This is a genomic window from Micromonospora nigra (assembly GCF_900091585.1).
GTDB classification, from domain to species: domain Bacteria; phylum Actinomycetota; class Actinomycetes; order Mycobacteriales; family Micromonosporaceae; genus Micromonospora; species Micromonospora nigra.
In genome coordinates, this window is sequence record NZ_FMHT01000003.1 from 2,501,967 (window position 1) to 2,527,871 (window position 25,905).

The 25,905-nt window shown below is 73.8% G+C and carries 19 protein-coding genes and 1 pseudogene; 10 read left to right on the forward strand and 10 right to left on the reverse strand.

What is annotated here, in order from left to right; translation table 11 throughout:
* The first annotated feature begins 1 nt into the window (after position 1).
* From GA0070616_RS10675 to GA0070616_RS10690, 4 genes are read left to right on the forward strand one after another with little or no spacing between them, the layout of a single operon-like run.
* Positions 2-1,945 carry an MFS transporter gene (locus tag GA0070616_RS10675; RefSeq protein WP_091080241.1) on the forward strand — a complete coding sequence of 648 codons (1,944 nt, stop codon included), beginning with the start codon at positions 2-4 and terminating at the stop codon, positions 1,943-1,945.
* Positions 1,942-2,499: a hypothetical protein gene (locus GA0070616_RS10680; RefSeq protein ID WP_091080244.1), complete on the forward strand. Its 558-nt coding sequence runs from the start codon at positions 1,942-1,944 to the stop codon at positions 2,497-2,499. Before GA0070616_RS10675 ends, GA0070616_RS10680 begins: the two co-directional genes overlap by 4 nt.
* Positions 2,496-3,665: a M23 family metallopeptidase gene (locus GA0070616_RS10685; RefSeq protein ID WP_091080248.1), complete on the forward strand. Its 1,170-nt coding sequence runs from the start codon at positions 2,496-2,498 to the stop codon at positions 3,663-3,665. The genes GA0070616_RS10680 and GA0070616_RS10685 overlap by 4 nt, the downstream gene beginning before the upstream one ends.
* Before the next feature lie 10 nt (positions 3,666-3,675).
* Positions 3,676-4,278: a hypothetical protein gene (locus GA0070616_RS10690; protein WP_091080252.1), complete on the forward strand. Its 603-nt coding sequence runs from the start codon at positions 3,676-3,678 to the stop codon at positions 4,276-4,278.
* Between the two features lie 5 nt (positions 4,279-4,283).
* On the opposite strand, the gene GA0070616_RS10695 is transcribed toward GA0070616_RS10690, so the two are convergent.
* A complete protein-coding gene (locus GA0070616_RS10695; protein WP_091080257.1) occupies positions 4,284-4,838 on the reverse strand; it encodes a hypothetical protein in 555 nt (184 codons plus the stop codon).
* A gap of 189 nt (positions 4,839-5,027) precedes the next feature.
* Here GA0070616_RS10695 and GA0070616_RS10700 point away from each other — a divergent pair, with 189 nt between their 5' ends.
* Both GA0070616_RS10700 and GA0070616_RS10705 read left to right on the forward strand, forming a co-directional pair.
* Entirely contained in the window at positions 5,028-7,712 is a 2,685-nt protein-coding gene (locus GA0070616_RS10700; RefSeq protein WP_091080260.1) for an FtsK/SpoIIIE domain-containing protein, read from the forward strand.
* Positions 7,709-8,422 (forward strand): hypothetical protein, encoded by a 714-nt coding sequence (locus GA0070616_RS10705; RefSeq protein ID WP_091080264.1) that lies wholly within the window; start codon positions 7,709-7,711, stop codon positions 8,420-8,422. Before GA0070616_RS10700 ends, GA0070616_RS10705 begins: the two co-directional genes overlap by 4 nt.
* Positions 8,423-8,467: 45 nt before the next feature.
* Here the strand turns inward: GA0070616_RS10705 and folE are convergent, their stop codons facing one another.
* From folE to GA0070616_RS28050, 4 genes are all read right to left on the reverse strand, one after another.
* Positions 8,468-9,133: a GTP cyclohydrolase I FolE gene (gene folE / locus GA0070616_RS10710; RefSeq protein WP_091090447.1), complete on the reverse strand. Its 666-nt coding sequence runs from the start codon at positions 9,131-9,133 to the stop codon at positions 8,468-8,470.
* A 35-nt stretch (positions 9,134-9,168) separates the two neighbouring features.
* Positions 9,169-11,178: an ATP-dependent zinc metalloprotease FtsH gene (gene ftsH, locus GA0070616_RS10715; protein ID WP_091080267.1), complete on the reverse strand. Its 2,010-nt coding sequence runs from the start codon at positions 11,176-11,178 to the stop codon at positions 9,169-9,171.
* 355 nt (positions 11,179-11,533) lie between these two features.
* On the reverse strand, positions 11,534-12,109 hold the full coding sequence (gene hpt, locus GA0070616_RS10720) for a hypoxanthine phosphoribosyltransferase (protein WP_091080271.1): 576 nt from the start codon (positions 12,107-12,109) through the stop codon (positions 11,534-11,536).
* A 91-nt stretch (positions 12,110-12,200) separates the two neighbouring features.
* Entirely contained in the window at positions 12,201-12,347 is a 147-nt protein-coding gene (locus GA0070616_RS28050; RefSeq protein ID WP_175440033.1) for a hypothetical protein, read from the reverse strand.
* Between the two features lie 150 nt (positions 12,348-12,497).
* On the opposite strand from GA0070616_RS28050, the gene GA0070616_RS10725 reads away from it, so the two are divergent.
* Complete coding sequence (locus GA0070616_RS10725) at positions 12,498-13,463, forward strand: GlxA family transcriptional regulator (protein ID WP_091080275.1); 966 nt, start codon at positions 12,498-12,500, stop codon at positions 13,461-13,463.
* Positions 13,464-13,475: 12 nt separating this feature from the next.
* Here GA0070616_RS10725 and GA0070616_RS10730 read toward each other — a convergent pair whose 3' ends face one another.
* From GA0070616_RS10730 to dacB, 4 genes are all read right to left on the reverse strand, one after another.
* Complete coding sequence (locus GA0070616_RS10730; protein WP_091080279.1) at positions 13,476-15,104, reverse strand: gamma-glutamyltransferase family protein; 1,629 nt, start codon at positions 15,102-15,104, stop codon at positions 13,476-13,478.
* 53 nt (positions 15,105-15,157) lie between these two features.
* Positions 15,158-16,147 (reverse strand): tRNA lysidine(34) synthetase TilS, encoded by a 990-nt coding sequence (gene tilS, locus GA0070616_RS10735; protein ID WP_091080283.1) that lies wholly within the window; start codon positions 16,145-16,147, stop codon positions 15,158-15,160.
* An 8-nt stretch (positions 16,148-16,155) separates the two neighbouring features.
* A complete protein-coding gene (locus GA0070616_RS10740) occupies positions 16,156-17,223 on the reverse strand; it encodes a zinc-dependent metalloprotease (protein WP_091080287.1) in 1,068 nt (355 codons plus the stop codon).
* Positions 17,224-17,312: 89 nt separating this feature from the next.
* A complete protein-coding gene (gene dacB, locus GA0070616_RS10745; RefSeq protein WP_217628183.1) occupies positions 17,313-18,758 on the reverse strand; it encodes a D-alanyl-D-alanine carboxypeptidase/D-alanyl-D-alanine endopeptidase in 1,446 nt (481 codons plus the stop codon).
* A 17-nt stretch (positions 18,759-18,775) separates the two neighbouring features.
* Here dacB and GA0070616_RS28440 point away from each other — a divergent pair, with 17 nt between their 5' ends.
* Together GA0070616_RS28440 and GA0070616_RS10750 are read left to right on the forward strand one after the other, a co-directional pair.
* Complete coding sequence (locus GA0070616_RS28440) at positions 18,776-19,237, forward strand: hypothetical protein (RefSeq protein WP_217628184.1); 462 nt, start codon at positions 18,776-18,778, stop codon at positions 19,235-19,237.
* 627 nt (positions 19,238-19,864) lie between these two features.
* Positions 19,865-20,371, forward strand: coding sequence for an inorganic diphosphatase (locus tag GA0070616_RS10750; protein WP_091080291.1), 507 nt, complete (start codon positions 19,865-19,867; stop codon positions 20,369-20,371).
* A 28-nt stretch (positions 20,372-20,399) separates the two neighbouring features.
* Here GA0070616_RS10750 and eccD read toward each other — a convergent pair whose 3' ends face one another.
* Positions 20,400-21,806 (reverse strand): type VII secretion integral membrane protein EccD, encoded by a 1,407-nt coding sequence (gene eccD / locus GA0070616_RS10755; RefSeq protein ID WP_091080296.1) that lies wholly within the window; start codon positions 21,804-21,806, stop codon positions 20,400-20,402.
* Positions 21,807-21,905: 99 nt separating this feature from the next.
* Between eccD and eccCa the strand changes: the two are divergent.
* Positions 21,906-25,882, forward strand: a pseudogene (eccCa, locus tag GA0070616_RS10760) (type VII secretion protein EccCa).
* The last annotated feature ends 23 nt before the right edge of the window (positions 25,883-25,905 follow it).

Below are 25,905 nucleotides of genomic sequence, written 5' to 3' on the forward strand. Positions count from 1 at the left end.
CATGGCAAGGGCCCGGGCACGGATCACGGCGCTCCTGCTCGCGCTCGGCGTAATCGCCGGGGCCACGATCGGCTGGCCGGTGCTGCTCCCGACACCGGCGTACGCGGCCCCGGTCGAATACGCGGCCCAGAGCGACCTGTGCACCACCGCAGAGTGGCAGGCCGACTTCCGCGCCTGCGTCGCGAAGCTGAAGTCGGTCGCTGAGGACGACGTGAAGTGCCGGAACGCGCCCACCCCGGGTGCCCCGGACTCGGGCCTCGCAGGCTGGTTCGCCTCCCGGCCCGACTCAGCGAAGCAGCCCGGCCCCAAGGGCCTCTACAGCGACTACGGCTACGCCGGCTACAGCTTCATCACCTACGACGTCGACGGCGGCTGCGCGTCCTCGGTGCTGCACCCGGACTACCGCTTCACCACGATGGTCGCCAACGGCGAGTTCATGATCGCCAACGCTGTCGTCGGCGCGTCGAACGCCCTACGGGAACGCGCCTGGGATCCGCGTTCCATGTGGGACTGGGCAGACCCGCTGGTCGACCAGGCGACCAAGGCGGTCTACCAGAAGGTGTTCAGCGTCTTCGGCATCGTCACCCTGTGCGTCGTCGGGCTCTACCTGCTCTGGCGGTCCCGCCAGTCGGACATGAGCAACGCGATGACCACGGCAGGCTGGGCGGTCCTGGTGATGGTGGCGGTGACAGCCCTGGCCGCGTGGCCGGTGAAGTCCGCCAACCTGGCCGACGGCACACTGGTCACCACCCTCGGCGTGGTCCACGACGCCGTAGGACCGGCAAGTAGGGACATCCCGGCGGACAGGTGCGCCGTTCCGAATCCAGATGCCTGCGTCGACCATCGACCCCCGGCGGTACGGGCCAGTGACACGGCGACCGAGTCGATGCTCTACCGCAACTGGCTACGCGGAGTGCTCGGTTCCGCAGACAGCGAGACCGCCAAGAAGTACGGCGCGGCACTCTACGACGCCAAGTCCCTGTCCTGGGACGAGGCGGAGAAGCTCCGCGCCAACCCGGAGACCCGAACCGCCACCATCGCGGCGAAGCAGCAGCAGTGGGCCCGAGTGGCACAGCAGATCGAACAGGAGGACCCGGAGGCCTACGAATACCTCAAGGGCGTCCGGGACATGGACCGGGTGGGCGCGGGTTTCATCGCGGTGCTGGCCGCGGTGCTGTTCGCGATGTTCGACCTGACCGCGTCGTTGCTGGTGCTGCTGGGCTTCCTGATCTTCCGGTGGGCGGTGATCGCGGCCCCGATCCTGGGCACCGTCGGGCTGCTCCGTCCGGCCAGTGCGGGTCTACGCCGGCTGGGCAACGCTGTGGTCGCCGCGATCTTCAACATCGCCATCTTCGGCACCGGAGCAGCTATCTACCTGTTCGCGGTGGACCTCATCATGAGCACTCCGACCCTGCCGGGCTGGCTCCAGGTGGTGCTGGTGTGGTTGTGCGGGGTGGTCGGCTGGCTGCTGCTGCGCCCGTACCGACGAATCACCCAGCTCGGCGGCAAGGACAGCAGCGAAGCGGTCGGCTCGGCCGGTTCCTGGCATCGGCGCTTCTTCCGGGACATGCGCACCGCGGCACGGCTCGACCCGGCGGAGCCCGGCGGGACGGCCGAGCCCACCGTGGGCCGTCGACGCGGCGTGGTGGGCGAGCAGACCCGACTCCGGCCCGAGGCCCGGCGCGAGGACCCGGTGTCCACCAGCACAGCGATCCGGGAGCCCGAGCATTCGGACGACGGCACGGCGACGGATGGGGCTGTTGTGCCTGAGCAGCGCCGGGAGTCGGCCCGACCCGGGCCACCCCGGCCTCGACGGCGGCAACCGGCGAGCTGGACGGAACCAGACGTGCCGGACGAGAGCCCGTCCTTCGTCATCTACCGGCCCGGCACGGCTGAGCGGACCCCGGAGAAGCCGACGCCCCGGATCCGCTCCGAGGCACGGTGAGTGCGATGCGGCGAACTGTCGAGTTCCTGTTCACCCGGTTGCTGCGGTCCCGCGTCGGTGTCGCCCTCGGCATCGTCGTCCTGGTGTTGGGGGTGATCGGGGCCGCGCGGCTGGTTGCTGGCCCCGGCGATCCTGCGGCCGGGCTGAGCAACCGTCCCCGCGAGCCGATCACCACCGTGGATCCAACGACGGGTGACGACGGGGTGCTCGCCACGCTGGCGCCGCCCTCTCCGAGCACCCGGCCGGGTGAGTTGACCCCGGAGCAGACCGCCGACAGATTCGCGCTCGCCTGGCTGGGCAGGCCAGGGTTGACCCCCGAACGGTGGCACGAGGGGATGCGGCCGCTCTCCAGTGCGGCGCTGACCGAGAAGCTGGCCGGAGCCGAACCGGAAGGGGTGCCGGCGGCAGAGGTCACGGGTGAGGTCACTCTTCGCCCCCGGAGCACGACCTTCGTCGAGGCGCTCGTCCCGCTCGACACCGGGCGTCTCCGGCTCGAACTGGTGGCACCCGAGGGACGGTGGCTCGTCGACGCGGTGGACTGGGAGCAGGAATGACCGACGCCAACCGACCCCCGCGCCCCAAGCTTCGGCTCGGCGCCCTCGCTGCCGCCCTCACCGCGACCCTGGCGCTGCTCTGCTGCACCGGCGGCACCGGCGCCTTCTTCCTGACCGAACTCGGCGGCGAGGCCGCCGAACAGTTGACCCCGGCCAGCATGGAATGCACGGGCGACTTCAAGGTCGAGGTCGCCGGCGACATGCCCCGGCTGCCCGGCTACGGCGACAACCAGCTCCGCAACGCCGCCGTGATCATCACGGTGGGTCAGGAGATGAAGGTGCCGCCGCGCGGGTGGGTGGTCGCCGTGGCGACCGCGATGCAGGAGTCCCGGCTGCTCAACCTCGCCAACAGGACGGTCGCCCAGTCCAGACGGATCCCCAACCAGGGCGTCGGCGCCGACCACGACTCCGTCGGCCTGTTCCAGCAACGGGCCTCGTGGGGCACCGTCGAGCAACGAATGACGCCCGAGTACGCCGCCCGGAAGTTCTACGAGAAGCTCGTCCAGGTGCCTGGCTGGCAGACCATGCCGTTGACCAGGGCCGCTCAGCGGGTGCAGATCAGCGCGTTCCCTGACGCGTACGCCAAGCACGAGGACCTGGCGGCCCGTATCGTCGACGCTCTCGCCGGCGGTGCCGCCCGCACCACCCTCGTTGGTGACCGGGACGTCTGCGACTCCGCCGCAGGCGGAGAGGTCGCCGCGTCCGGTTGGACCGCCCCGATACCCGGCGGAGTCGGCTCGGGCTTCCGCACGGCCAGCCGGCCCGGTCACAACGGTGTCGACATCGCCGCGCCCAAGGGCACCCGGATCCGGGTCACCACCGCCGGTCGGGTGCTGGTCTCCCGCTGTGACCCCGACCGATTCGGCAGGCTCAGCTGCAACGTCGACGGTTACCCGGGCAAGGGTGGTTGCGGCTGGTTCGTCGACGTGCTGCACGCCCGGGGCATCGTCACCCGCTACTGCCACCTGGTCAGCCGGCCGCTCGTGTCCGAGGGGGACGACGTCAGGGCCGGCCAGGTCATCGGTGAGGTCGGCAGCAGTGGCAACTCATCCGGCCCTCACCTGCACTTCGAGGTGCACACCGACGGCGACCGGAGCAGCGCCAGCGCCATCGACCCGGTGCCGTTCATGCGGTCCCGGGGTGCACCCCTGAAGGGTGCCGGGTAAGCGCCAGCTCATGAACGAACCGCTGCCCGACCCCTTCGCCGACCAGCCGGACTGGGCACCGCTGCCGCCCCGGCCGATCGAGGTCGTACCCGCAACCAGCCGTGTCGAACTGCGCGGTCGGCGGGTGCTGGTGGGGTTGCCCGGCCTCGGCTGGCGCGGCGACCTGCGGGCCGATGAACGGGTCGTGCAGGGCAGCCGCACCTTCGTCCCCGTCATCCCCGAGCACGAGTGGTACCGGGCAGAGTCGGACCAGGTGGAGGTGTTCGCCCCGCTGGTGCCGGTGGAACGGGTGTGGGTGGAAACCGTCGCGTCCAGCCGTCCGGCGCCCGCCGGTGCGCGTGAGCCCGGGGTCCGGCTGGTGTCGTTGGACGCGCCGGCCCACCGCGCCCCGACCCCGGTCTTCGAGGCCGACTCGGTCACCGGACGCCGTGTCGTGCACGTGGTCGGCCAGGCCGAACACCGGGACCTGCGGGCCGTGACCGAGACCTACTCCGGCACGGACGGGGACATCTGCGTCCGCATCACCCCGGAGATGGAGTGGTACCGGTGGGCCTGGCGGGGACAGTCACCGACCACCCTGGAGGTTCCGGTCCATCTGCTCTGGCTCGAATGAACCAGTCAGACCCTGCTCCCGGAACACACCCGCCAATCGTCGTCGAGCTTGGTCGTGAAGCGCCACGGCTGGCGGTCGCTCTGCGTGATCCCATCCACGTAAGCCGAGATGATCAGATCTACCTGCACCTCGGCGACGTTCCCCTCGCGCTGGACCCGCAGCCTTCCCCAGCTCACCGACAACGTGGTGACGAATCGTTGTTCACGCGCCACGATGTCGTCCCTGAGCACTCGGAGTGGACCCGGGGATTTGGTGCCTTCGCAGGTGAAGAGTTCGGCGCGGACATCGTTGCGGTCCACGAGAAAGGCACGCAGATAGTTGTCGACCACGACATCCGGGGCGCTGCGATCCGGAGTCGTTGCCTTGTCGTACAGGACGTATCCGACTGCGACGCCGCCCAGGCAGAGCGTCGCCACCACCGCCGCGACCACGGTCAACACCGTGCGGATTCGCCGCTTCGGCCGCTGGGGTGCCGGCGTGGCGACGGGCGGAGCCGGCTGCTCCGGCGGGGTCCGTTGCGCCGGTACGCGGGAGACCTGGGAACCGGCGGGGGGCGGCACTGATTCCACCCCCTGAGGCTAGCGGTCAAACGCCCCGGACCCAATGCCCCAGATTCAGCGGATCGTGACGTACCGCTGCCCTTCGGTGAGATCCCTGACAACCTCGGCGCATCGCCGTCGTACCTCCCGGGCTGCCGGCTCGGGCTGGGATACGGTCTGGCTCGGGGGTTGCCAACCTCGGCAGAGGGGGTGGAGACGGTGGCCGGTCCGAAGGCCCGTACGCATCGCGCCGCAGCCCTGCACCGCCGGGCGGCGGCCACCGCCGTCGTCGCCGCCACGGTCCTCGACGAGACCCGTCCCGCCCCCGCCGACCAGCATCGACAGCATGCCGTGGCGGAGCGGCTGGGTGCCGCGGCGGCCGTGCTGGCACCGGGTTGGGCCGGCACGCCACTGGACTCGGTGTCCTGGGACGCGCCGGCTGGGGACGGGCCACCGCCCTTCGTCCGGGTGGGCACGGCGGTACCGCTGGACGACGCCCGGTTCCCCGTGGTGGTGCCGCTGTTCGGCACCGGCCATCTGACCGTGGACGCCGACGCACGGGATCCACAGGTGGCCGGGCTGCTGCGGGCCGTGCTGCTGCGGCTGCTGGCGGCGACACCGGCCGGAGCACTGTTGGTCCGCGCGGTCGACGCGACGTGCACGGCAACCACGACAGGCACCGCGAACACAACTGGCACCGCGAACTCAACTGGCACGGCAACCACGACGCCCACCGCGAACACCGAGCCCGCCGCGAGCCGGCTGCACACCGCACAGGCCGTCCTGTCACCGTTCGGGGCACTCGCCGACGCGGGACTGCTGCCGCCGCCGGTGTCGGACGTCGCCGGGTTCCGCGCCGTGCTGACGGAGGCGGAGCAGTGGGTGGCACCCGGCCCGGAGGGCCGCCGTGGGCATGACCGGTCGCTGCTGCTGGTCGTCGCCGCGCTGCCCGGGTCCGCCGGTGTCGGTGACCTGGCCCGCCTGGAGGCGCTCGCCGAGGCAGGTCCGGCGGCGGGGCTGCATCTGCTGGTCGCGGGGTGGCCGACGGCGGGGCGGGCGCCGCTGCCCCGGGCCACCACAGTGGCGATACGCACGGCGTACGCGCTGGTCGGGGATCCGCCGGGCACCTCGTTCGCGGGTCCCGGCGCACCGCCGCCGGGTGGGTTGAACTCGCCGGTGCGGGTGGAGGAGGATCCGCCGCCGGGCCTGGTCGAGGCGGTGTGTCGACGGCTCGCCGCGCAGGTGGAGGCGGGCTCCCGGCTCGCCCTGTCGGATCTGCTGCCGCCGGACGAGGGGGGTTGGTGGCAGGCCGACTCGGTGGACGGGTTGTCCACGACCGTGGGCGACGCGGGTGGGCGGCCGGTGTCGCTCGGCTTCACGGAACTCACTCCGCACTGGTTGGTGAGCGGCCGGTCGCGGGGTTGCCGGTCGACGTTCCTGACCACGGCGCTGCTCGGCCTGGCCGCCCGGTACGGGCCGGACGATCTGGCGCTGTACCTGGTGGATCTGGCCGAGGGTGAGTCCTTCGTGGAGTTCCTCCAGACCGAACGGGACCGGTCCTGGGTGCCGCACGTCCGGGCGGCGGCGATGGCTGCGGACCGGGAGTACGTGCTGGACCTGTTCGACCAGCTCACCGCCGAGGTGAACCGCCGTGCGGAGGCCGCCCGCCGGGCCGGCGGTCAACGGTTCGCGGAGTTGCGCCAGCACCAGACGTTGCCCCGGGTGGTCTGCGTCGTCGACGGCCTTCCGCTGCTGTTCGCCGAGCGGGACCGGCTGACCGCCGACGCCGCCGGCCGGCTGGACGCGCTGGCCCGCTCCGGGCGGGCGTACGGCGTCCACCTGGTGCTGGCCGGCGAGGGTGACCTTGGCCTGGGGTCACGGGCGGACAGCGGCCGGGACTCGGTGCTCGGGCAGTTCCCGGTGCGGGTGGCGCTGCCGGGCGGGGGTGCGGTTCTGGAACCGAGGAACGATGCGGCGGCGGGACTGCCGGTGGGCAGCGCGGTGGTGAACACGGCGGGCGGGCTGGGAGGCCCACGGGGAGCTATCCGGGGGCACGAGCGGATGGTGCGGTTCCCTGATCCGCAGGACGATCCGGCGGCGGTGGAGCGGCTGCGCCACGGGCTCTGGTCGGCCCGGCCGGCGGACGCCGTCGCGCCGGTGGTCTTCGCCGGGTACGCACAGCCGGCACTGTGCAACGATCCCCGGTGGCGGTCGGCCTGCGCGGGTCGGGAGTCGTCGCCGGCGGCCCTGCTGGGCCGGGCCGTCGACGTCGCGCGTACCACGGTGGCGGTGCCGTTCGGGCCCGCCGCCGGTCGTAACCTGGCCGTGCTGGGGCCCCGACCGGTCGCGGCTCGACTGCTGGCGACCGCGGTACGCGGCACTGCCGCCCACCACCCGCCGGGAACGGCGCGGTTCGTGGTGGCGGTGCCGGACGAAGAGTCCCGCCCGCTCGCCGAGGCACTTGCGGGGGATCTCGCGCAGCGGCATCCGGTGGACGTGGTGGACGGGCCGGGTCTGCTGGCCGCGTTGGACGCGGGCGGGCCGGGTTACCTGGTGGCCTTCGGTCTGGACGTCCCGGTGCCGGAGCTGTCCCCGGCTCGGCTGCGGGTGTTCCTGCGGGAGGGGCCGCCGACGGGCCGGCACCTGCTGGGTTGGTGGCGGACGGTGCCGTCGTTCGCGGCGTTGCTGGAGCCGGAGGAGACGGTGGACAAACTGGCGGCGGTGGTCGCGGCGGGGGTGCCGGGGGCGCAGCTGTCTCCGGTGTTCGGCCGCCCCGTGGAGTGGCGGCCTCGACCTGACCGGGCGGTGTTGTGGGACGGTCCGGGTGAGCGGGGTCTCGTGCTGGTCCCGTTCGCCGAGGAGAGGGAGTTCGCCGAGCAGGGGGGGCGGTCGTGAGCCGCGCGGCGGAGCGGACGGGGCCGGGTCGGCAGCGTTCCGGCGCGGACGCGCCGACGTCGGCCGGTGATCCGGTGTCGGCCGCCTGGGTCGACTACCTGGCCGCCGCCCGCCAGCTCGACGGGATACGCCGGGAGGCGGCGATCGCCGCGGGTGAGCAGGCCAGGACGGTGCAGGCGGCCCGGGAGGAACTGGCGGCGGTACGCACCCGGCTCGCACCTCAGGAGGGCAGGCTGCGGGAGTTGGACGTACCGCCGGTGTCGTTGGCCCCGTCGCCGCCGGAGTTGCAGGAGGCGGCCCGGTTGACCGCGGGCGGGCCGGCGGCGGTGCTGGCGGCGCTGCGGGAGGCACGGGTTCGGGCGGAGGCGGCGGAGGCCGCGCTGTCGGCGGGCGGTCTGCTGCGCCCGGGTGGTTGGCCTGCGCCGCTGCGGAACCTGCTGGTGTACGGGCCGTTGGCGGTGCTCGTTCCCCTGCTTCAGGTGCTGGTGCTGGCGGTCACGGGCCCGGGGGCGGTCACGGTGGCCGCACTGGTGTGCGGGCTGCCCATGCCGGCGGTGGCGTTCGCGGCGGGCTGGTTGGGGGTGTGGCGGCTGTTCGGCTCCGATCCCGCGGTGCCGGTGGACCGCACGGCGCGGCTGGGTGCCCTGGTCTGTCTGCTTCCGGCACTCGCGGCCACCACGGTCCTCCTGCTGGCCCTCCTGGCCGCCTGACGCCCCGCTGACGGCTGCGCGGGGCCCCGGCCGCCGCCCCCACCGTCAGCGGGGGATGATGAGGGCCATCGCCTCCGCGCGCGACTTGGCGTCGTGCTTGAGGGTGCCGCGTACCGCCGAGGTGATGGTCTTGGCCCCGGACTTCTGGATGCCGCGCATCGCCATGCACATGTGCTCGCAGTCCAGCACCACCACGACTCCGCGCGGGGCCAGGCGGTCCATCAGCAGGTCGGCGATCTGCGAGGTGAGTCGTTCCTGCACCTGCGGCCGACGGGCGAAGACCTCCACCAGGCGGGCCAGCTTCGACAGGCCGGTGATCCGGCCGTCGGGCCCGGGGATGTAGCCGATGTGTGCGGTGCCCCGGAACGGCAGCAGGTGGTGTTCGCAGAGGCTCATCACGTCGATGTCCCGCACGAGCACCAGTTCCTCGTGGTTGGCCTCGAAGGTGGTGGTGAGCACCTGGGCCGGGTCGACCCGGAGACCGGCGAAGAGTTCGGCGTACGCGCGGGCGACCCGGGCGGGGGTCTGCCGGAGTCCGTCCCGGTCCGGGTCCTCGCCGACGGCGATGAGGATCTCGCGTACCGCCTTCTCGATCCGGCCGAGGTCCATCGTGTCCTCGACCGGGCGGCCGGTGAGCCGACCGCTGATCAGCCGGGCGGCGACATAGTCCATCGTGTCGTCGCTGTCGGGTTCGGTGGCGGAGGCGGCCAGCCCCCGGTGAGGGCTGGCCGCCGTGTCGTCGCTGCTCAGTGCGTACCGTCCGAGTTGTTCGAGGAGGCGCTGCCGACGGATGCGCCGTCGGCCTGGGCCTGCGCCTTCAGTGCGTCCTTCTCGGCGGGGGTGAGCACGGGCGGCTCGGTGGACGGCTGCCGCTTGCCGAAGCCGTTGTACGGGGCCATCGGCGGCCGCTTGGCCACCCGCGCGCAGATCCGGGCCATGTCGGCGGTGGAGAGGGTCTCCTTCTCCATCAGCTCCAGCACGATGTTGTCCAGGACGTCCCGGTACTCGACCAGGATCTCCCATGCCTCGTCGTGGGCCAGCTCGATCAGCGCCCGCATCTCGCCGTCGATCTCGGCGGCGACGACGTCGGAGTAGTCCCGCTCGTGGCCCATGTTGCGGCCGAGGAACGGCTCGTCACCGCTGGTGCCGTACTTGATCGCGCCGAGCTTGGAACTCATGCCGTACTGGGTGATCATCGCGCGGGCCAGTTGGGTGGCCTTCTCGATGTCGTTGCCGGCACCCGTGGTGGGCTCGTGGAAGACGAGTTCCTCGGCGGCCCGGCCGCCCAGCGCGTACGCCAGGGTGTCGACCATCTCGGCGCGCGTCTGGGTGTACTTGTCCTCCGTGGGCAGCACCAGGGTGTGGCCCAGCGAGCGACCCCGGGACAGGATCGTCACCTTGTGCACCGGCGCGGCGTGCGGCAGCGCCCAGGCGACCAGCGCGTGCCCACCCTCGTGGTACGCGGTGATCTTCTTCTCCTGGTCGCTCATCACCCGGGTGCGGCGCTGCGGACCGGCGATCACCCGGTCGATCGACTCCTCCAGGGAGTCGTTGGTGATCGCCCGCTGGTCCTTGCGGGCGGTGAGCAGGGCGGCCTCGTTGATGACGTTGGCCAGGTCGGCGCCGCTGAAGCCCGGGGTACGCCGCGCCACCGAGTCGAGGTCGACGTCGGGGGTGAACGGCTTGCCCTTGGCGTGCACCCGCAGGATGGCCTTGCGGCCCTCCATGTCGGGGGCGTCGACCGGGATCTGCCGGTCGAACCGGCCCGGGCGCAGCAGCGCCGGGTCGAGGATGTCCGGCCGGTTGGTGGCGGCGATGAGGATGACGCCGCCCTTGACGTCGAAGCCGTCCATCTCGACGAGGAGCTGGTTGAGGGTCTGCTCGCGCTCGTCGTGGCCGCCGCCCATGCCGGCGCCGCGGTGACGGCCGACCGCGTCGATCTCGTCGACGAAGACGATCGCCGGCGCGTTGGCCTTGGCCTGCTCGAACAGGTCCCGGACCCGGCTGGCGCCGACACCGACGAACATCTCGACGAAGTCGGAGCCGGAGATCGAGTAGAACGGCACTCCCGCCTCACCGGCGACCGCGCGGGCCAGCAGCGTCTTACCGGTGCCGGGCGGGCCGAAGAGCAGCACGCCCTTCGGGATCTTCGCGCCGAGCGCCTGGTATTTCGCCGGGTTCTGCAGGAAGTCCTTGATCTCGTGCAGTTCCTCGACGGCCTCCTCGGCCCCGGCCACGTCCGCGAACGTGGTCTTCGGGGTGTCCTTGGTGATCATCTTGGCCTTGGACTTGCCGAAGTTGAGCACCCGGGAGCCGCCGCCCTGCATCTGCGACATGAAGAACAGCAGCAGGAGCACCAGCAGCACGATGGGGAGCAGGTTGACCAGCAGGCTGACCCAGATGCTGTCGGACGACACCTCGACGTCGGCCGGACCGGTGATCCGGTTGTTCGCCTTGGCCTCGAGGATCTCGTTCCAGACCTCGTCGCCGACCTCGTAGGGGAACTGTGCCTCGATCCGGTCGGTGGTGGTGTCCCCGAACTCGGCTTCCTCGGCCAGGTCGAGCCGGATCGTCTGTTCCTTGTCCTGGAAGACGACCTTGTCGATCTTGCTCGTATTCAACTGGTCGAGCGCAACGGACGTGTCCACCCGATGGTAGCTGGGACCGGAGGTGAACACCTGACTGAGCACGACGGCGCCGAGGATGACCAGGATGACCCAGAACACCGGTCGGCGGAAGAAACGCGTACGTTCCATGCTGTTGTCGAGCGCCGAGACGCCCGCATCCTCCTGATCGACGTCCTGACCGACTGTGGGTGTCGCCGCCTGCGGCGGCGGCCGGGGCCGCCGTGCGGGCCGGCCTCGACCCCGAGGTGCGAAACCGCCGCACCACGGTCATTCGACGGTACACCGTATGGGGAAGAAGTGAGCTGGCGAGGCCAGCACTTACGCGTACGGCGAACCGGCCGGCAGCCGGCGTGACGCGGCGGGGGTGCCACGTCACCGCCACTAAGCTAACCCGCAGAGCTGAGAGCCCGCTGAACGTCGGCTCGACGGACACCGCCAGGTGGGCCGGAACGGGACCCGGTGTCAGTGGGCCGGCCGGTGGTGTTCAGGAGCGGGCGTAGACCTCCGGCTTGAGCACCCCGACGTAGGGCAGCTCGCGGTAGCGCTCGCCGAAGTCGAGCCCGTAGCCGACCACGAACTCGGTGGGGATGTCGAAGCCGACGTACTTCACCGGCACCGGCACCTTGACCGCGTCGGGCTTGCGGAACAGGGCGACGACCTCGACGCTGGCGGCCGACCGCGACTCCAGGTAGCGCAGCAGCCAGGACAGGGTCAGACCGGAGTCGACGATGTCCTCGACGACGACCACGTGCCGGCCGGCGATGTCGCGGTCGAGGTCCTTGAGGATGCGCACCACGCCGGACGAGGTGGTGCCCTGGCCGTACGAGGAGATGGCCATGAAGTCCAGCTCGGCGGGCGGACCCTGGCGGCCGAGCGCGCGGGAGAAGTCGGCCATGAACATGACCGCCCCCTTGAGCACGCAGACGAGCAGGAGCCCGTCCTGGACGTGCGCGTAGTCCGCCGACACCTGCTTGGCCAGTTCCGCGGTCTTCTCGCGGATCTGCGCCTCCGAGATGATCACGTGGTCGATGTCGGCGTCGTACCAGGAGCCGTCTGCCATGACTCCTAGCCTGCCGTACGCCGTCGGCCTCCCGTCGGCGGGGCCGCCCCTTTCCGGGGCGGCCCCGCCGGGGATTTCCGGCCGAAAGGAGTCAATTGCCGCAGCACGTCCGCGATGTCCAGCGTCGACCGCCGTCGGTCGGCTTCCAGTCGGCCGAGTCCCGGCTGTCGACGGTGATCCCGGCGGCCGACAGCACGGCCAGCAGGACGAGAAAGAGCAGGAACAACAGGATCTCCATGGCGGCGCTCGCTTTCGCGTGGATTCGGGTGGTTCTCGCCGCCGGTGCGCACCGGACCAACCCAGTCTGCGGCTGTCCCGGACCGCCGGACAGTGGCAGGGATGCCATCACCCCTCGATTTCCTGCCACCTGTCGGGTTACCCTCGTCACATGCTCCGATCGGTCGCGGTGGTGGTGATGGACGGGGTCGCCACCTTCGAGTTGGGCGTGCTCGCCGAGGTCTTCGGCACCGACCGCACCGACGACGGCTTTCCCGGCTACCACTTCCAGGTGTGCGGGCCCGAGCGGGCCGCCGTGCGTACCTCGTCGGGGTTCGACCTCGTCCCCCACGCCGACCTCGGGCCGGTCGCGGAGGCCGACCTGGTCGCCGTGCCCGCGCACGCCACCGGCACCACCGCGCCGCCGGCGGTCCTCGACGCGCTGCGCCACGCCGCCGAGCGGGGCGCCTACCTGTTCAGCGTCTGCTCGGGCGCGTTCACCCTCGGTGCGGCCGGGCTGCTCGACGGCCGCGAGTGCACCACCCACTGGCGGCACGTCGACGACCTGCAACGCCGCCACCCGAGCGCCCGGGTCCGGTGCAACTCGCTGTACGTGCAGGACGGCCGGTTGATCACCAGCGCGGGCACGGCCGCCGGCATCGACGCCTGCCTGCACCTGGTTCGTCAGGAGCACGGCTCCGCCACGGCCACCCGGCTCGCCCGACGGATGGTCGTGCCCCCGCACCGCGACGGCGGGCAGGCCCAGTACGTCGAGGCGCCGATCCCCCGGACCCCGCAGGCCCCCACCCTGGAGCCGGTGCTCAACTGGCTGATGGGCCACCTGGACCGGCCGGTGACAGTCGACGAACTGGCCTCGCAGGCGGGCATGGCACCGCGCACCTTCGCCCGCCGGTTCCGCGCCGAGACCGGCACCACCCCGCACGACTGGCTGACCAACCAGCGGGTGCTGCTGGCCCGGCGGCTGCTGGAGGACACCACGTTGACCGTTGAGGCGGTGGCCGACCGGGCCGGGTTCGGCGACGCCGCCGCCCTGCGGCACCACTTCGCCCGGCGGCTCGGTGCCACCCCGCACGGCTACCGGGCCACCTTCCGGGACCGGATGACCGTGCCGGCCTGACCCGCCCGCCCGTCACCAGCCCAGCGCCGCCCCGTCGACCCGCGACTCGGTGCCGGCCACGTACCCGCCGCCGGGCCGGCGCCAGATCGCCTGCCCGTACCCGAAGACCGACGGCTCGGGCGCGACGGCGACCTCGTGGCCCCGGGCCCGCAGCCCCGCGACCGTCGCCCGGTCCAGCGTCTCCTCGACCAGCACCGTGCGCCCGGCGTGCCAGTACCAGCGGGGCGCGTCCAGGGCGGCCTGCGGGTCCAGCCCACCGTCGAGGGTCGCGGAGACGAGCTGCACGTGCCCCTGCGGCTGCATGTGCCCGCCCATCACGCCGAACGGCCCGACCGGTGCCCCGCCCCTGGTCAGGAAGCCCGGGATGATCGTGTGGAACGGACGTTTGGCCGGACCGACCACGTTCGGGTGGGCCGGGTCGAGGCGGAAGCCCAGCCCCCGGTTCTGCAACGCGAAGCCGTGCCCGGGGAGCACCACGTGCGAGCCGAACGTCAGGTACGTCGACTGGATGAGACTGACCATCATGCCGCCCGGGTCGGCGGTGCACAGGTACACCGTGCCGCCCCGCTCCGGGTCCCCGGCCACCGGGTCGCCCGCCCGGTCGCCCACCAGCGCCCGGCGGGCCGCCAGGTACTCCGGTGCGAGCAGCGCGGCCGTCGGCACCCCGGCCAGGTCCGGATCGGCGACGTGGGCGTGCGCGTCGGCGAAACCGAGCTTGACCGCCTCGACCTGCCGGTGCAGCCGCTCGGCCGGGTCCGCGCCGGCCAGGTCGAGGCCGTCCAGCACGCCCAGCGCGAGCAGCGCGGCGAGGCCCTGCCCGTTGGGCGGCAACTCCCAGACCTCGTGCCCCCGGTACGGCACGCGGATCGGGTCCACCCAGGTCGAGGTGTGCCGGGCCAGATCATCGGCGGTGAGCAGGCCACCGGTGCGGGCGGCGTACGCGGCCAGCGCCTGCGCGGTCCGTCCCCGGTAGAAATCCTCGGCCCCGCTGTCGGCGATCCGCCGCAGCGTGCGGGCGGCGTCCGGGTTGCGCCACCGCTCGCCGGCCCGGGGCGCCCGGCCACCCGGCGCGAAGACCCGGCCGAACTCCGCGTACTCGTCGCCCACCAGGCCGGCGTGCCCGGCGACGGCCCGCGCCCAGGTCGCGGCCGTACCGGCGGACACCGGATGACCGTGCTCGGCGTAGCCGACGGCGTCGGCGAGCAGGTCGGCGAACGGCAGGGAGCCGAACCGGTCGTGCAGGTCCCGCCAGCCGGCCGGGGCACCGGGCACCGTCACCGGCAGCCAACCCCGGGCCGGCATCGTCGGCCCCACCGACTGGGCGCCGCCGAGCGCGTCGACCGGGGTCGCACCCCGCCCGCCGGTCGCCGCGAGCACCCGCTCCCGGCTCAGCGCCGCCGGGGACCGGCCGGAGGCGTTCAGGCCGTGCAGCCGCTCGCCGTCCCAGACCAGCGCGAACAGGTCACCGCCGATGTCGTTGGAGGGTGGCTGCACCACCGTCAGGGTGGTGGCGGCGGCCAGCGCCGCGTCGACGGCGTTGCCGCCGCGCCGCAGCACGTCCAGACCGGCCGCCGCCGCCAGCGGGTGGCTCGTCGCCACCGCGCCGTGCGCGGCGAAGAGAGGCTTTCGGGGGTACGCCATCCGACATGTCTACCGCCTCCGGCGGCTCCCGCACCGGTTCGGGTGGCCGAGGATCAGCAGCCGACCGCCACGAGCCGCCCCGCGCGGCGGACCACGCGCAGCCCGCCGGGAAGGTACGCCGCGCCCTGCCCACGCCACTCGGTGACCAGCGCGTCGAGGGCCGCGACGTGCCGGTGGGACAGGGCGGCGGGCGGCGCGCCGAGTTCCCGGGCCCAGCAGTGCAGCACCCGGCCACGCAGCGCGGACGGCAGACTGGTGAGCGCCTCGACCCGGAGCCCGCCCCCGGTGTGCCGCGCACCGCCCAGCGCCTCGCCGGCCAACTGGTCCAGCACGGCGTTGTCCGCCGCGACCTGCCGCGCCGTCCTTGCCAGGTTGTCCACCACCCCCGGCCCGAGGGCCCTGACCAGCGTCGGCAGCACGTCGGCACGAATCCGTGAGCGGGCGTACGACGGATCTCGGTTGTGCGGATCCTCCCAGGGTGCCAGGCCGAGCACCTCGCAGGCGCTGCGGGTCTGCTCCCGGCCGACACCCAGCAGTGGGCGCAGCAGGGGCACCCCGTCGGCGTCCCGCCGGGCCGGCATCCCGGCCAGCCCCCGCGGCCCGGCTCCCCGGGCCAGGGCGAGCAGCACCGTCTCCGCCTGGTCGTCGCGGGTGTGCCCGGTGAGCAGGGCCGCCGCCTCGTGCCGCCGGGCCGCCGCGACCAGAGCCTCGTAACGGGCCGCGCGGGCGGCAGCCTCCGGTCCCCCCGGACGGCCGGCGACCTCGACCCGGACGCACTCCACGGGGGCCAGGCCGATCCCCTCGGCCCACGCCGCCACGGCCGCCGCCCGCTCGGCCGAACCGCCCTGCAACCCGTGGTCGACCGTCACCAGGCCCGCTGACCGTCCGAGGCGGGGTGCGACAAAGGCGGTGGCGGCGGCCAGGGCGAGCGAGTCGGCCCCACCGGAGCAGGCGACCAGCACCGGACCACCGGCCGGCAGGCCCGTCAGGGCCCGGCGGACCGCCACCCGGATCGTGGCGACCGGTGGGGCGAGCGCGGGCACGAAGCCCGTCAGCCGGCGGTCGGCACGGGGCCGGCCGGCCCGTGCACCCGGGCAACCCAGGCGTCGGGGTCACCCAGCTCGGTCAGCCGGGGCAGGGTCAGCGGCGAGTCGAAGACCCGGTTGAAGCCGGCCATGCCGACCCGCTCGACGACGCCGTGGACGAACCTGCGCCCCTCGGCGTACTGACGCATCTTCACGTCGACGCCGAGCAGCCGGCGGATGGCCTTCTCCAGCGGGTTCCCGGTCTCCCGACGCCGGTTGAACCCGGCCCGGATCCGGTCGACGCTCGGGATGACCTGCGGACCCACGCCGTCCATCACGAACTCGGCGTGCCCCTCCAGCAGGGTCATCAGCGCGGTCAGCCGGTCCAGGACGGCCCGCTGGGCCGGGGTCTGCACGATGTCCAGGACGCTCGACCGGCTCTCCGGGTCCCGCACCGCGTCGGCGAGGGTGGACACGCCCCGGCGGAGCCGCTCCACCAGGTGCTCGCCGCCCTGGGAGGCGTCCACGAACGCCTGCACCTCGCCGAGGAAGTACGCCCGCATCCAGGGCACGGCGGTGAACTGGGTGCGGTGGGTGACCTCGTGCAGGCAGACCCAGAGGCGGAAGTCCCGCGGATCGGCCTCCAACTTGCGTTCCACCTCGACGATGTTCGGCGCGACGAGCAGCAGCTGACCGGGGTCGGCGGAGAAGACCTCGTACTGGCCGAGCACCCGCCCGGACAGGTACGCCAGCACCGTGCCCGCCTGCACCCCGGTCACCCGCGACCCGATCGCCTCGGTCACCGCACCCGGCCGCTTGTCCTTCGTCAGCCGGCTGACCAGCGGGGTGATCACCGTACGCAGGCCGGCGATGTTGGTCACCGCCCAGTCCCGCCGGTCGACCACCCGCACCGGCGGATGGGACACCTGGGAGGTCAGCCCCGTGTAGTCGGCGACGTGACCGGCCGCCTCGTCGGTCAACCGTCGCAGGTCGCCGACCACGTCGGTGGCCTCGGCGTACGTCACCTTCGGCCCCGACTTGCCCAGCGCCCCCGCGGTCGCGGCGGCCAGATCCCAGTCCACGAACTGCGCCATGGACCCACCGTACCCGCGCCGGAGGCGTCCGACCCGGGGCCACGGATGCCGCGGTGGCTGCGCGGCCGGTCCGCACGGCCCGGCTCGGGTCAACGGCAGCCGCAGGCGGCGAGGGTGGCGGCGATCCGGTCGAGGGCCCTGCGGGCGGCCACCAGCCCGTCCGGCGGCACGTCGTCGGTGAGCACCGCGAAGGTGAGCAGGCGTCCGTCGGCCGTGCTGACCAGCCCGGCGATCGCGTGCACCCGGGTCAGGGTTCCGGTCTTCGCCCGCACCGCTCCCGCGCCGGTGGTGGTGGCCGTGGCCCCGTACCGGTCGGCGAGGGTGCCGGACCAGCCGGCCACCGGCAGGCCACCGAAGACGGCGGCCAGTTCGGGGTGACTGCCGTTGCCGGCCAGCGCGATCAGGTCGGTGAGCAGCGACGGACTGATCCGGTTGGTGCGGGACAACCCGCTCCCGTCGGCGAGCGCCATCTCCTGCGCCGGAAGACCCAGTTCCGCGGCCACCGTGTCCATCGCCGCGGCGGCGCCGGTGAAGGAGGCGGGCTGGCCGCGGGCGAGCGCCACCTGGCGGGCCAGCGCCTCGGCGACCACGTTGTCGCTGTCGCTGATCATGATGTCGACGAGCCGCACCATGGGCAGCGACTCGACGCTGCCCAGTTCGCTGCCGGGCGTGCCCGCCGCGGCGGTCGGTCCGGCCACCGGCGCTGTCCCCGCAGCGACCGCGTCGGCGGGCAGACCGAGCAGGCGGGCGAACGCCTGGCCGGCGACGACGTCGGGCTTCGCCACCCGCACCGCACCGTGCTGACCGGCCGCCGCGGCCTTACGGGCCTCGACTGGGTCGCGACGAGCGCCGTCGGTCATCAGCGCGGTGATCGACGCACCGTAGCCGCCGGTCGGGATGTCGTCGTCCCAACCCGGCTCGTGGACGGGGCCGGCGTAGAGGGACGTGTCGACCAACACTCTCGTCGGGGCGGTTCCGCCGAGCGCCGCCGTCACCTGACCGGCGAGATCGTCGAGTCGGGCGGCACCCGGGTAGAAGCCCTTCGCGTCGACGGCCAGCGTCGGGTCACCCCCGCCGACCAGCACCACCTCGCCCGGGTTCGGGCCGGCGACCGCCCGGGTCGTGATCCGGTACGCCGGACCCCGGGCGGCGAGCACGGTCACCGCGGTGACCAGTTTCGTCACCGAGGCGGGCACGGTCGGTACGTCCTCGCCCCAGCTGAAGACCGGTTGGCCGGTGGCCACGTCCGCCACCGCGAGGTTGACCCGACTGCCCAGCTCGGGCACGCCCACCAGCGGGGCGAGCGCAGCGCGTACCCCCTCGGTGGATGGCAGCGGAGCGTTCGGGTCAGCGCCGGGCAGCACCGCGACGGGCGTGGGCTCCGGCACCGCCTCGGCTGTTGCTGGCGGGTTTCCACCGCCCAGCCAGTCCGCCACCGGCCCCGGCCGGACCACCAGGACCACCGCGGCGACGAGAACGAGGGCGAGCGCCGCCGCCAGCGCCACGGGCAGCACCCGACGTCGCCGGCCAAGCAAGGGCGGGGTGGCCGCCGGTGGCCCCGACGGAGCGGGAGTCGCCGACGGGACCGGCGGAAGGCCCGGAGTTGTCGACCCCGCCGGGAGGCCGGGAGTCGCCGACCCCGCCGAAGGGCCGGGAGTTGACTGTCCCGCCGAGGGGGCGACGGGCGGAGCCGGCGCGGCGGGCGCTGCCGGGGCGGCGGGCGCTGCCGGGGCGGCGGGCGCTGCCGGGGCGGCGGGCGCTGCCGGCGGAACAGGCGGCGGGACAGGAGCAGCCGGCGGAACAGGCGGAGCCGACGCAGCGGGAGCGGCGGGGGCGGCCGGTGTGGCGGGTGTGGCCGGTGTGGCGGATGTGGCGGGTGTCGCCTCCGACAGCGCGGGAGCCGCCGCCGCAGGCGACGGCGCGACGGGAGCAGGCGGTGGGGACGACCCGACGGCGGCGTTCGCCGGGGGCGACGAGACCTCCGGAACGGCCGGCGCGGGGGAGGATGGTGTGACAGCCCTCGGCGCGGGGGACGACGGGGCGACGGCGGCTGCCCCGGCGGTGTCGCGCCCCGCCGGCTCCAACACGACTGGCGATGCCTCGGCGGCCGGTGGCGGCACGGCGGCCGGCGGGGTGGCCGGCGGGGTGGAGTCGCGGCCGGCGGCCGAGGTCGTCCGCGCGGCGCGGCCCGGCCAGGGCGGCGGTGGGCCCGGCGCGACCGGGGGCGACGGTGGCGCGCTCCGAGGGTCGGCCGGTGGAGGGGCCGGGACGGCGGCCGGTGGAGGGGCCGGGACGGCGGCCGGTGGAGGGGCCGGGACGGCGGCCGGTGGAGGGGCCGGGACGGCGGCCGGGGGATGCACGCCGGGGACGGCCACCCGACCCACGGCGTCGCCGCGAGCAGACGGACCCGTACCACGTCCAGCAGAGGGACCCGTACCACGTCCAGCGCCGTCGTCCGGACGGTAGTGTGAATCTTCCCTCCTCACGCCCCCCTCCTCCCCCGTCGGAAACCGGCCTGGGTGACACTACTTCGGTCCGAACACTAAGCGTCGACCGGAGTCGGTGGGTGGGCATTCATCCTGCCGGGGTGGTGGTGCCGGTGGTTCGGTTGGCCAGCGTGGGCAAACGAGGGAGCGTGCAGATGGATTTCGACGTCACGGTTGAGATCCCCAAGGGTCACCGCAACAAGTACGAGGTGGACCACGTCACCGGCCGGATCAGGCTGGACCGCACCCTCTTCACCTCCACGCAGTACCCGGCGGACTACGGGTTCATCGAGGGCACCCTGGGCGAGGACGGCGACCCGCTGGACGCCCTGGTGCTGGTGCCCGAACCCACCTTCCCGGGCTGCCTGATCCGCTGCCGGACCATCGGCATGTTCCGGATGACGGACGAGAAGGGTGGCGACGACAAGGTCCTCTGCGTGCCCTACGAGGACCCGCGCCAGGAGCATCTGCGCGACATCCACCACCTGGGCGAGTTCGACCGCCTGGAGATCCAGCACTTCTTCGAGGTGTACAAGGACCTGGAGCCCGGCAAGTCCGTCGAGGGCGCGACCTGGGTCGGTCGCATCGAGGCGGAGGCCGAGATCCGGGCGTCGTACCGGCGCGCCAAGGAAGCCGAGGAGCGCGGCGAGACCCTGCACTGACGACCTGCACGACGGGCCCGGGGGTTGCTCAGCTGAGCAACCCCCGGGCCCGTTCGTACCACCCCAGCACCGCGCAGGCGACCGGCACCACGGAGACCACCAGCGCCGTGTCGGTCAGGTCGGCGAGCCGGCCGAGGTACGGCGAGACCGGCCGACGGGCGTACGTGGTGCCGGCGGCGACGCTCAGCAGGGCCACCACGAGCCCGCCCCCGACCAGCACGAGTTGCCCGGCCGTACCGGCCGAACCAGCCAGCACCGTGCCGAGCACGGCGTATCCGGCCAGACCGGCGAGAACGGTCGGCACCCGGTGTCGTACGGCCACGAACAGCCGGGCGCGCAGCAGCAGCACCGCCGACACGACCGCCACGAGCACCCGACCGGCGGTGCCCCCGGCGACGCTCAGCACCACCGCGGCAGCCACCACCAGCACGGCATGCCCGAGCAGCATCCCCGTCAGCATCTCCTCGGTGCGGGCGACCGCCGCGTAGACCCGGCCACGGTCGGGCAGGTCCCGGGCCCGTCCGGCACCGGGGACCTCGGCCGCCTCGGTGGGCAGGGTGATCGGCGGCAGCGGCACCTTGCCCAGCCGGATGGCCAGCAGCGGCACCGCACCGACAGCGAAGACCAGCAGGCAGAGCAGGACGGCGGCCGTGCCGGCCGGGGTGAGCAGCAGCCCGCCGAGCGAGGCCAGTGCCCCCACCGCGCCCACGACGACGCCAGCCACGAACACCCGTAGCCGGGTGGCCACCCCGAACAGACCGAGCACCGAGATCAGCAGGAGCGCCACCGAGCCGGTCAGCAGTTCCGGGGCACCGACCCAGGGCAGCGGTGGGAACGGGCCCACGGGGTCGCCGGAGCTGACGGCCAGCGCCCCGGCGACCGCCGCGTACGGCAGGGCGTACCCGCCGAGGGTGCCGCCGAGCGGACCGTCGCCCTGGGCGCGGCTGGCCGCGGTGGCGGCCAGCAGGAGCAGCAGGGCCGCCAGCACGGCCAGCACCCAGCCGCCACGCTGGGCCGGCCCTCCGGCGAGCAGGGCGGCCAACCCGACGGCGAGCGGAACGGCGGCACCGGTGAGGGCGACCGCGCGGGTGGCGGTGGGCGACCAGGCGCCCCCGCGCCGGCGGGCCCCGTCGGCGATGGCCTCGACGACGTCGTCGTACTCCAGTTCCGGCCACTCGGCGCGGGCCGGCACCAGGTGCAGCACCTCGCCGTCGCGGACCCCCTGGGCCAACAGCGCCTGGCCGGCGGCCAGGACCACGCCGTCGGTGCGCCGCAGCACCCAGCCACCGTGCCGCTCGCCGTCGTCGGCGAGGCCCTCGCCGGCGTGTCGCAGCACCTCGGGCAGCAGTTCGGCGAGGGGCACCTGCTCCGGCAGGGCCACGTCGACCCGGCGCTGGGGGGCGCTGATGGTGACCCTGGCCAGCCCGATGGTCATCGACTGAATCTCCGTATCGAGCGGTGGAGGCTGCGCGGACGACAGCACTTTACCTACCATGAGCCAGGCTCGGGTTACCGAGCGCTGTCGGGAGGTCGAGTGTCCACTGTCGTCATCAAGCGGCCACCCCGACGCCCCGCCCCGGAGATTCCGGTGGGGGAACTGCCGGTGGAGGCCCCGCCGGAGATTCCCGCGGTCACCGGCGGCCGGTGGCAGCAGATGCTCATGGTGCTGCCCATGCTCGGCGGCAGCGTGGCGATGGCGATGATGTTCGGCCGGGGCGGCGGGGCCTACTCCTACGTGGTCGGCGGGATGTTCGGCCTCTCCTCGCTGGCGATGCTGGTGACGTCGTGGGGTAGTTCCTCGGGCACCCCGCGCAAGTCCGAGATGATGGCCGCCCGGCGGGAGTACCTGCGGCACCTGACCGCGCTGCGCCGACGCGTCCGGCAGACCGCCGGCCGGCAGCGCGCCGGCCTCTACTACCGGCACCCGGACCCGGGGCGGCTGTGGTCGACGGTGGACAGCCACCGGGTGTGGGAGCGCCGGCCCGCCGACCCCGACTTCGGGGTGGTCCGGGTCGCCGTCGGGCCGCAGACCCTGGCCACCCCCTCGTCCCGCCGGTCACCCGCCCGCTGGAGGAACTGGAGCCGATGACGGCGGGCGCGCTGCGCCGGTTCCTGGACGCGTACTCGGTGGTGCCCGACCTGCCGGTGGCGCTGTCCCTGCGCAGTTTCGCCCGGGTCTTCGTGCGGGCCACGCCGGCCGGGCCCGCCGGTTCGCCGCCCGCCCAGGCACTGGCCCGCGCGATGCTCACCCAGTTGGCGGTCTTCCACGCCCCCGACGAACTGCTCGTCGCCGTCTGCGCCGGGCCGGAGCGTCGGGCCGACTGGGAGTGGGTCAAGTGGTTGCCGCACGCCCACCACCCGACCCGCACCGACGCGTTGGGCGCGGTACGGCTGGTCAGCAGTTCCGCCGTCGAGCTGGAACGGCTGCTCCACGACGTGCTGGGCAGCCGCTCCCGGTTCAGCCCCGCCGGTCCGGCGACCGACGGGCCGCACGTGGTGGTGGTGCTCGACGGCGGTGACCTGACCGGGGCGACCGAACTCGCCGGTGACGGCGGCATCGACGCCGTCACCGTGATCGACCTGGACACTCCGCCGCCCCGCCTGCTGGACAGGTTCGCGCTGCTGCTGGAGCTGAGCGACGGCCGGCTGCACTCACGCTCGGCCGACGGGCCCGCCGAGGTGGGCACCGCCGACCGGTTGGAGCTGGCCGAGGCCGAGGCGGTGGCCCGGCGGCTGGCACCGCTGCGACTGGCCGCCGCCGTCCGGAGCGCGGACGCCCCGCCCGGCGCGGAGCTGGGCCTGCCGGAGCTGCTCGGCATCGGCGAGCCGGAGGGCTTCACCGCCGAGCAGGGCTGGACCCCCCGTGCCCCCCGGGACCGGCTGCGGGTGCCCGTCGGCGTCGGCGCGGACGGTGGCGCGATCGAACTCGACCTGAAGGAGTCCGCTCAGGACGGCATGGGCCCGCACGGGCTGCTGATCGGCGCGACCGGCTCCGGCAAGTCGGAGCTGCTGCGCACCCTGGTGCTGGCGCTGGCCGCCACGCACTCCTCGGAGAGCCTCAACTTCGTGCTGGTCGACTTCAAGGGCGGCGCGACGTTCGCGTCGTTCGACCGGCTCCCGCACACCGCCGCCGTGATCACCAACCTGGCCGACGCCCTGCCGCTGGTCGACCGGATGACCGACGCCATCAACGGCGAGCTGGTGCGCCGGCAGGAGCTGCTGCGCCGGGCCGGCAACCACGCCAGCCTCCGCGACTACGAGCGCGCCCGCGCCGCCGGCGCGCCGCTGGCCCCACTGCCCAGCCTGCTCGTCATCTGCGACGAGTTCTCCGAACTGCTGTCCGCCAAGCCCGACTTCATCGACCTGTTCGTGCAGATCGGCCGGCTGGGCCGGTCGCTGGGCGTACACCTGCTGCTGGCCTCGCAGCGGCTGGAGGAGGGCCGGCTGCGCGGCCTGGACACCCACCTGTCCTACCGGATCGGCCTGCGGACCTTCTCGGCGCTGGAGTCCCGGACGGTGCTCGGGGTGCCGGACGCCCACGAGCTGCCCCGCACCCCCGGCCACGGGTATCTGCGCTTCGGCACCGAGCCGCTGGTGCGGTTCAAGGCCGCCTACGTCTCCGGGACGCTGCGGCGTCGCGGCGCGGCGGCCGGGGCGGCCGGCGGGGGCAGCCCGCGCCTGCTCGCCTTCACCACCCACCACACCCCCGCACCGGAGCCGCCCGCCCCGCCGCCCGAGGAGGACGAGAGCGGTGCGGAGAGCCTGCTGGACCTGCTGGTCGGCCGGCTGGCCGGGCAGGGCCCACCGGCGCACCAGGTGTGGCTGCCGCCGCTGGACCGGGCCCCCGCGCTCGACGAGCTGGTCGGCCCGCCGGTGGTGGACCCGACCCGCGGGATCACCTTCGGCAACCCGGAGCTGCACGGTGCGCTCCAGGTCCCGGTGGCGGTGGTCGACAAGCCGTTCGAACAGCGCCGCGACCTGCTCTGGCTGGCGCTGGACGGCGCGGCCGGGCACGTCGCGGTGGTCGGCGGTACGCAGAGCGGCAAGTCCACCGCGCTGCGGACCCTCATCTGCGCGCTGGCGCTCACCCACACGCCGACGGAGGTGCAGGTCTACTGTCTCGACTTCGGTGGCGGAGGGCTCGCCGCGCTGCGGGAGCTGCCCCACGTCGGCGGGGTCACCGGGCGGACCGACCCGACGGCCGTGCGCCGTACCGTCGGCGAGATGGCCACCCTGCTGGCCGACCGGGAACGGCGCTTCGCCGAGCTGGGGGTCGACTCGATGGCCACGTGGCGGCGACGCCGGGCCGCCCGGACCGACGCCGACCACGCCCCCGCAGCCGGGCCCCGAGGAGCCGACCGACCCGGCGCCGACCCGTTCGGCGACGTGTTCCTGGTGGTCGACGGTTGGTCCACGCTGCGCAACGAGTACGACGACCTGGAGCCGCTGATCACCGACCTCGCCACCCGGGGCCTGTCGTACGGGGTGCACGTGGTGGCGACGGCGGTGCGCTGGCTGGACTTCCGGCCGGCCATCCGGGACCTGTTCGGTTCCCGGCTGGAGCTGCGCCTCGGTGATCCGTCCGACTCCCTGGTGGCCCGTCGGGCGGCGGCGGACGTGCCGGTGAAGACACCGGGCCGGGGCATCACGGCGGAGAGCCTGCACTTCCTGACAGCCCTGCCCCAGGTCGCCGAAGGGGAGACCGCCGACCTGGTGGAGCGGGTCGGCGGGGCCTGGTCGGGTGCGTCCGCGCCCCGGGTGCGGCTGCTACCGCCGGTTCTCCCGTACGCCGATCTCGACCTGTCCACCACCGACGGCCTGCGGATCCCGGTGGGCATCGCCGAGGCGGACCTGCGGCCAGTCGTCCTGGACTTCGCCACCGAACCGCACTTCGTGGTGTTCGGCGACGCCGAGTGCGGCAAGTCGTCGTTCCTGCGCGCCCTGGCCGCCTCGATCGTCGCCCGCTTCACCCCCGAGCAGGCCCGGATCATCCTGGTGGACTACCGGCGCAGCCTGATGGGCGCGATCGAGACCCCGCACCTGATCGGGTACGGCACCGCCGCGCCGCACACCGGCGACCTGATCGAGTCGGCGGCCGGCTACCTGCAGGGCCGCGCCCCCGGTCCGGAGGTCGGCCCGCAGCAGCTGCGGGACCGTTCCTGGTGGTCGGGGCCGGAGCTGTTCGTGCTCGTCGACGACTACGACCTGGTGGCCGGCGGCCCGACCAACCCGCTGCGCGCGTTGGAGGAGCACCTGCCGCACGCCCGCGACGTCGGCCTGCACCTGGTGCTCGTACGCCGTTCCGGCGGCGCGGGCCGGGCCCAGTACGAGCCGGTCGTGCAGCGGCTGCGCGAGCTGTCCACGTCGGGGCTGGTGATGTCGGGCAGCCCCGACGAGGGTGCGCTCGTCGGGCCGGTGCGGCCAGGTCCGCTGCCCCCGGGGCGGGGCCGTCTGGTCACGCGCCGCGAGGGAGTCCGCCTCGTTCAGCTGGCACATCTGCCGCCGACATGACCGGAGTCGCCGGATCGCCCCTC

Bases quoted from the DNA above. Each gene is read 5' to 3' on its own strand.
- GA0070616_RS10675 (WP_091080241.1), top strand. From the start codon at position 2: ATGGCAAGGGCCCGGGCACGGATCACGGCGCTCCTGCTCGCGCTCGGC.
- ftsH (WP_091080267.1), bottom strand. From the start codon at position 11,178: ATGGAACGTACGCGTTTCTTCCGCCGACCGGTGTTCTGGGTCATCCTG.
- GA0070616_RS10725 (WP_091080275.1), top strand. From the start codon at position 12,498: ATGCTCCGATCGGTCGCGGTGGTGGTGATGGACGGGGTCGCCACCTTC.
- eccD (WP_091080296.1), bottom strand. From the start codon at position 21,806: ATGACCATCGGGCTGGCCAGGGTCACCATCAGCGCCCCCCAGCGCCGG.
- GA0070616_RS10740 (WP_091080287.1), bottom strand. From the start codon at position 17,223: ATGGCGCAGTTCGTGGACTGGGATCTGGCCGCCGCGACCGCGGGGGCG.
- GA0070616_RS10750 (WP_091080291.1), top strand. From the start codon at position 19,865: ATGGATTTCGACGTCACGGTTGAGATCCCCAAGGGTCACCGCAACAAG.
- GA0070616_RS10730 (WP_091080279.1), bottom strand. From the start codon at position 15,104: ATGGCGTACCCCCGAAAGCCTCTCTTCGCCGCGCACGGCGCGGTGGCG.
- GA0070616_RS10690 (WP_091080252.1), top strand. From the start codon at position 3,676: ATGAACGAACCGCTGCCCGACCCCTTCGCCGACCAGCCGGACTGGGCA.
- hpt (WP_091080271.1), bottom strand. From the start codon at position 12,109: ATGGCAGACGGCTCCTGGTACGACGCCGACATCGACCACGTGATCATC.
- GA0070616_RS10685 (WP_091080248.1), top strand. From the start codon at position 2,496: ATGACCGACGCCAACCGACCCCCGCGCCCCAAGCTTCGGCTCGGCGCC.
- GA0070616_RS28050 (WP_175440033.1), bottom strand. From the start codon at position 12,347: ATGGAGATCCTGTTGTTCCTGCTCTTTCTCGTCCTGCTGGCCGTGCTG.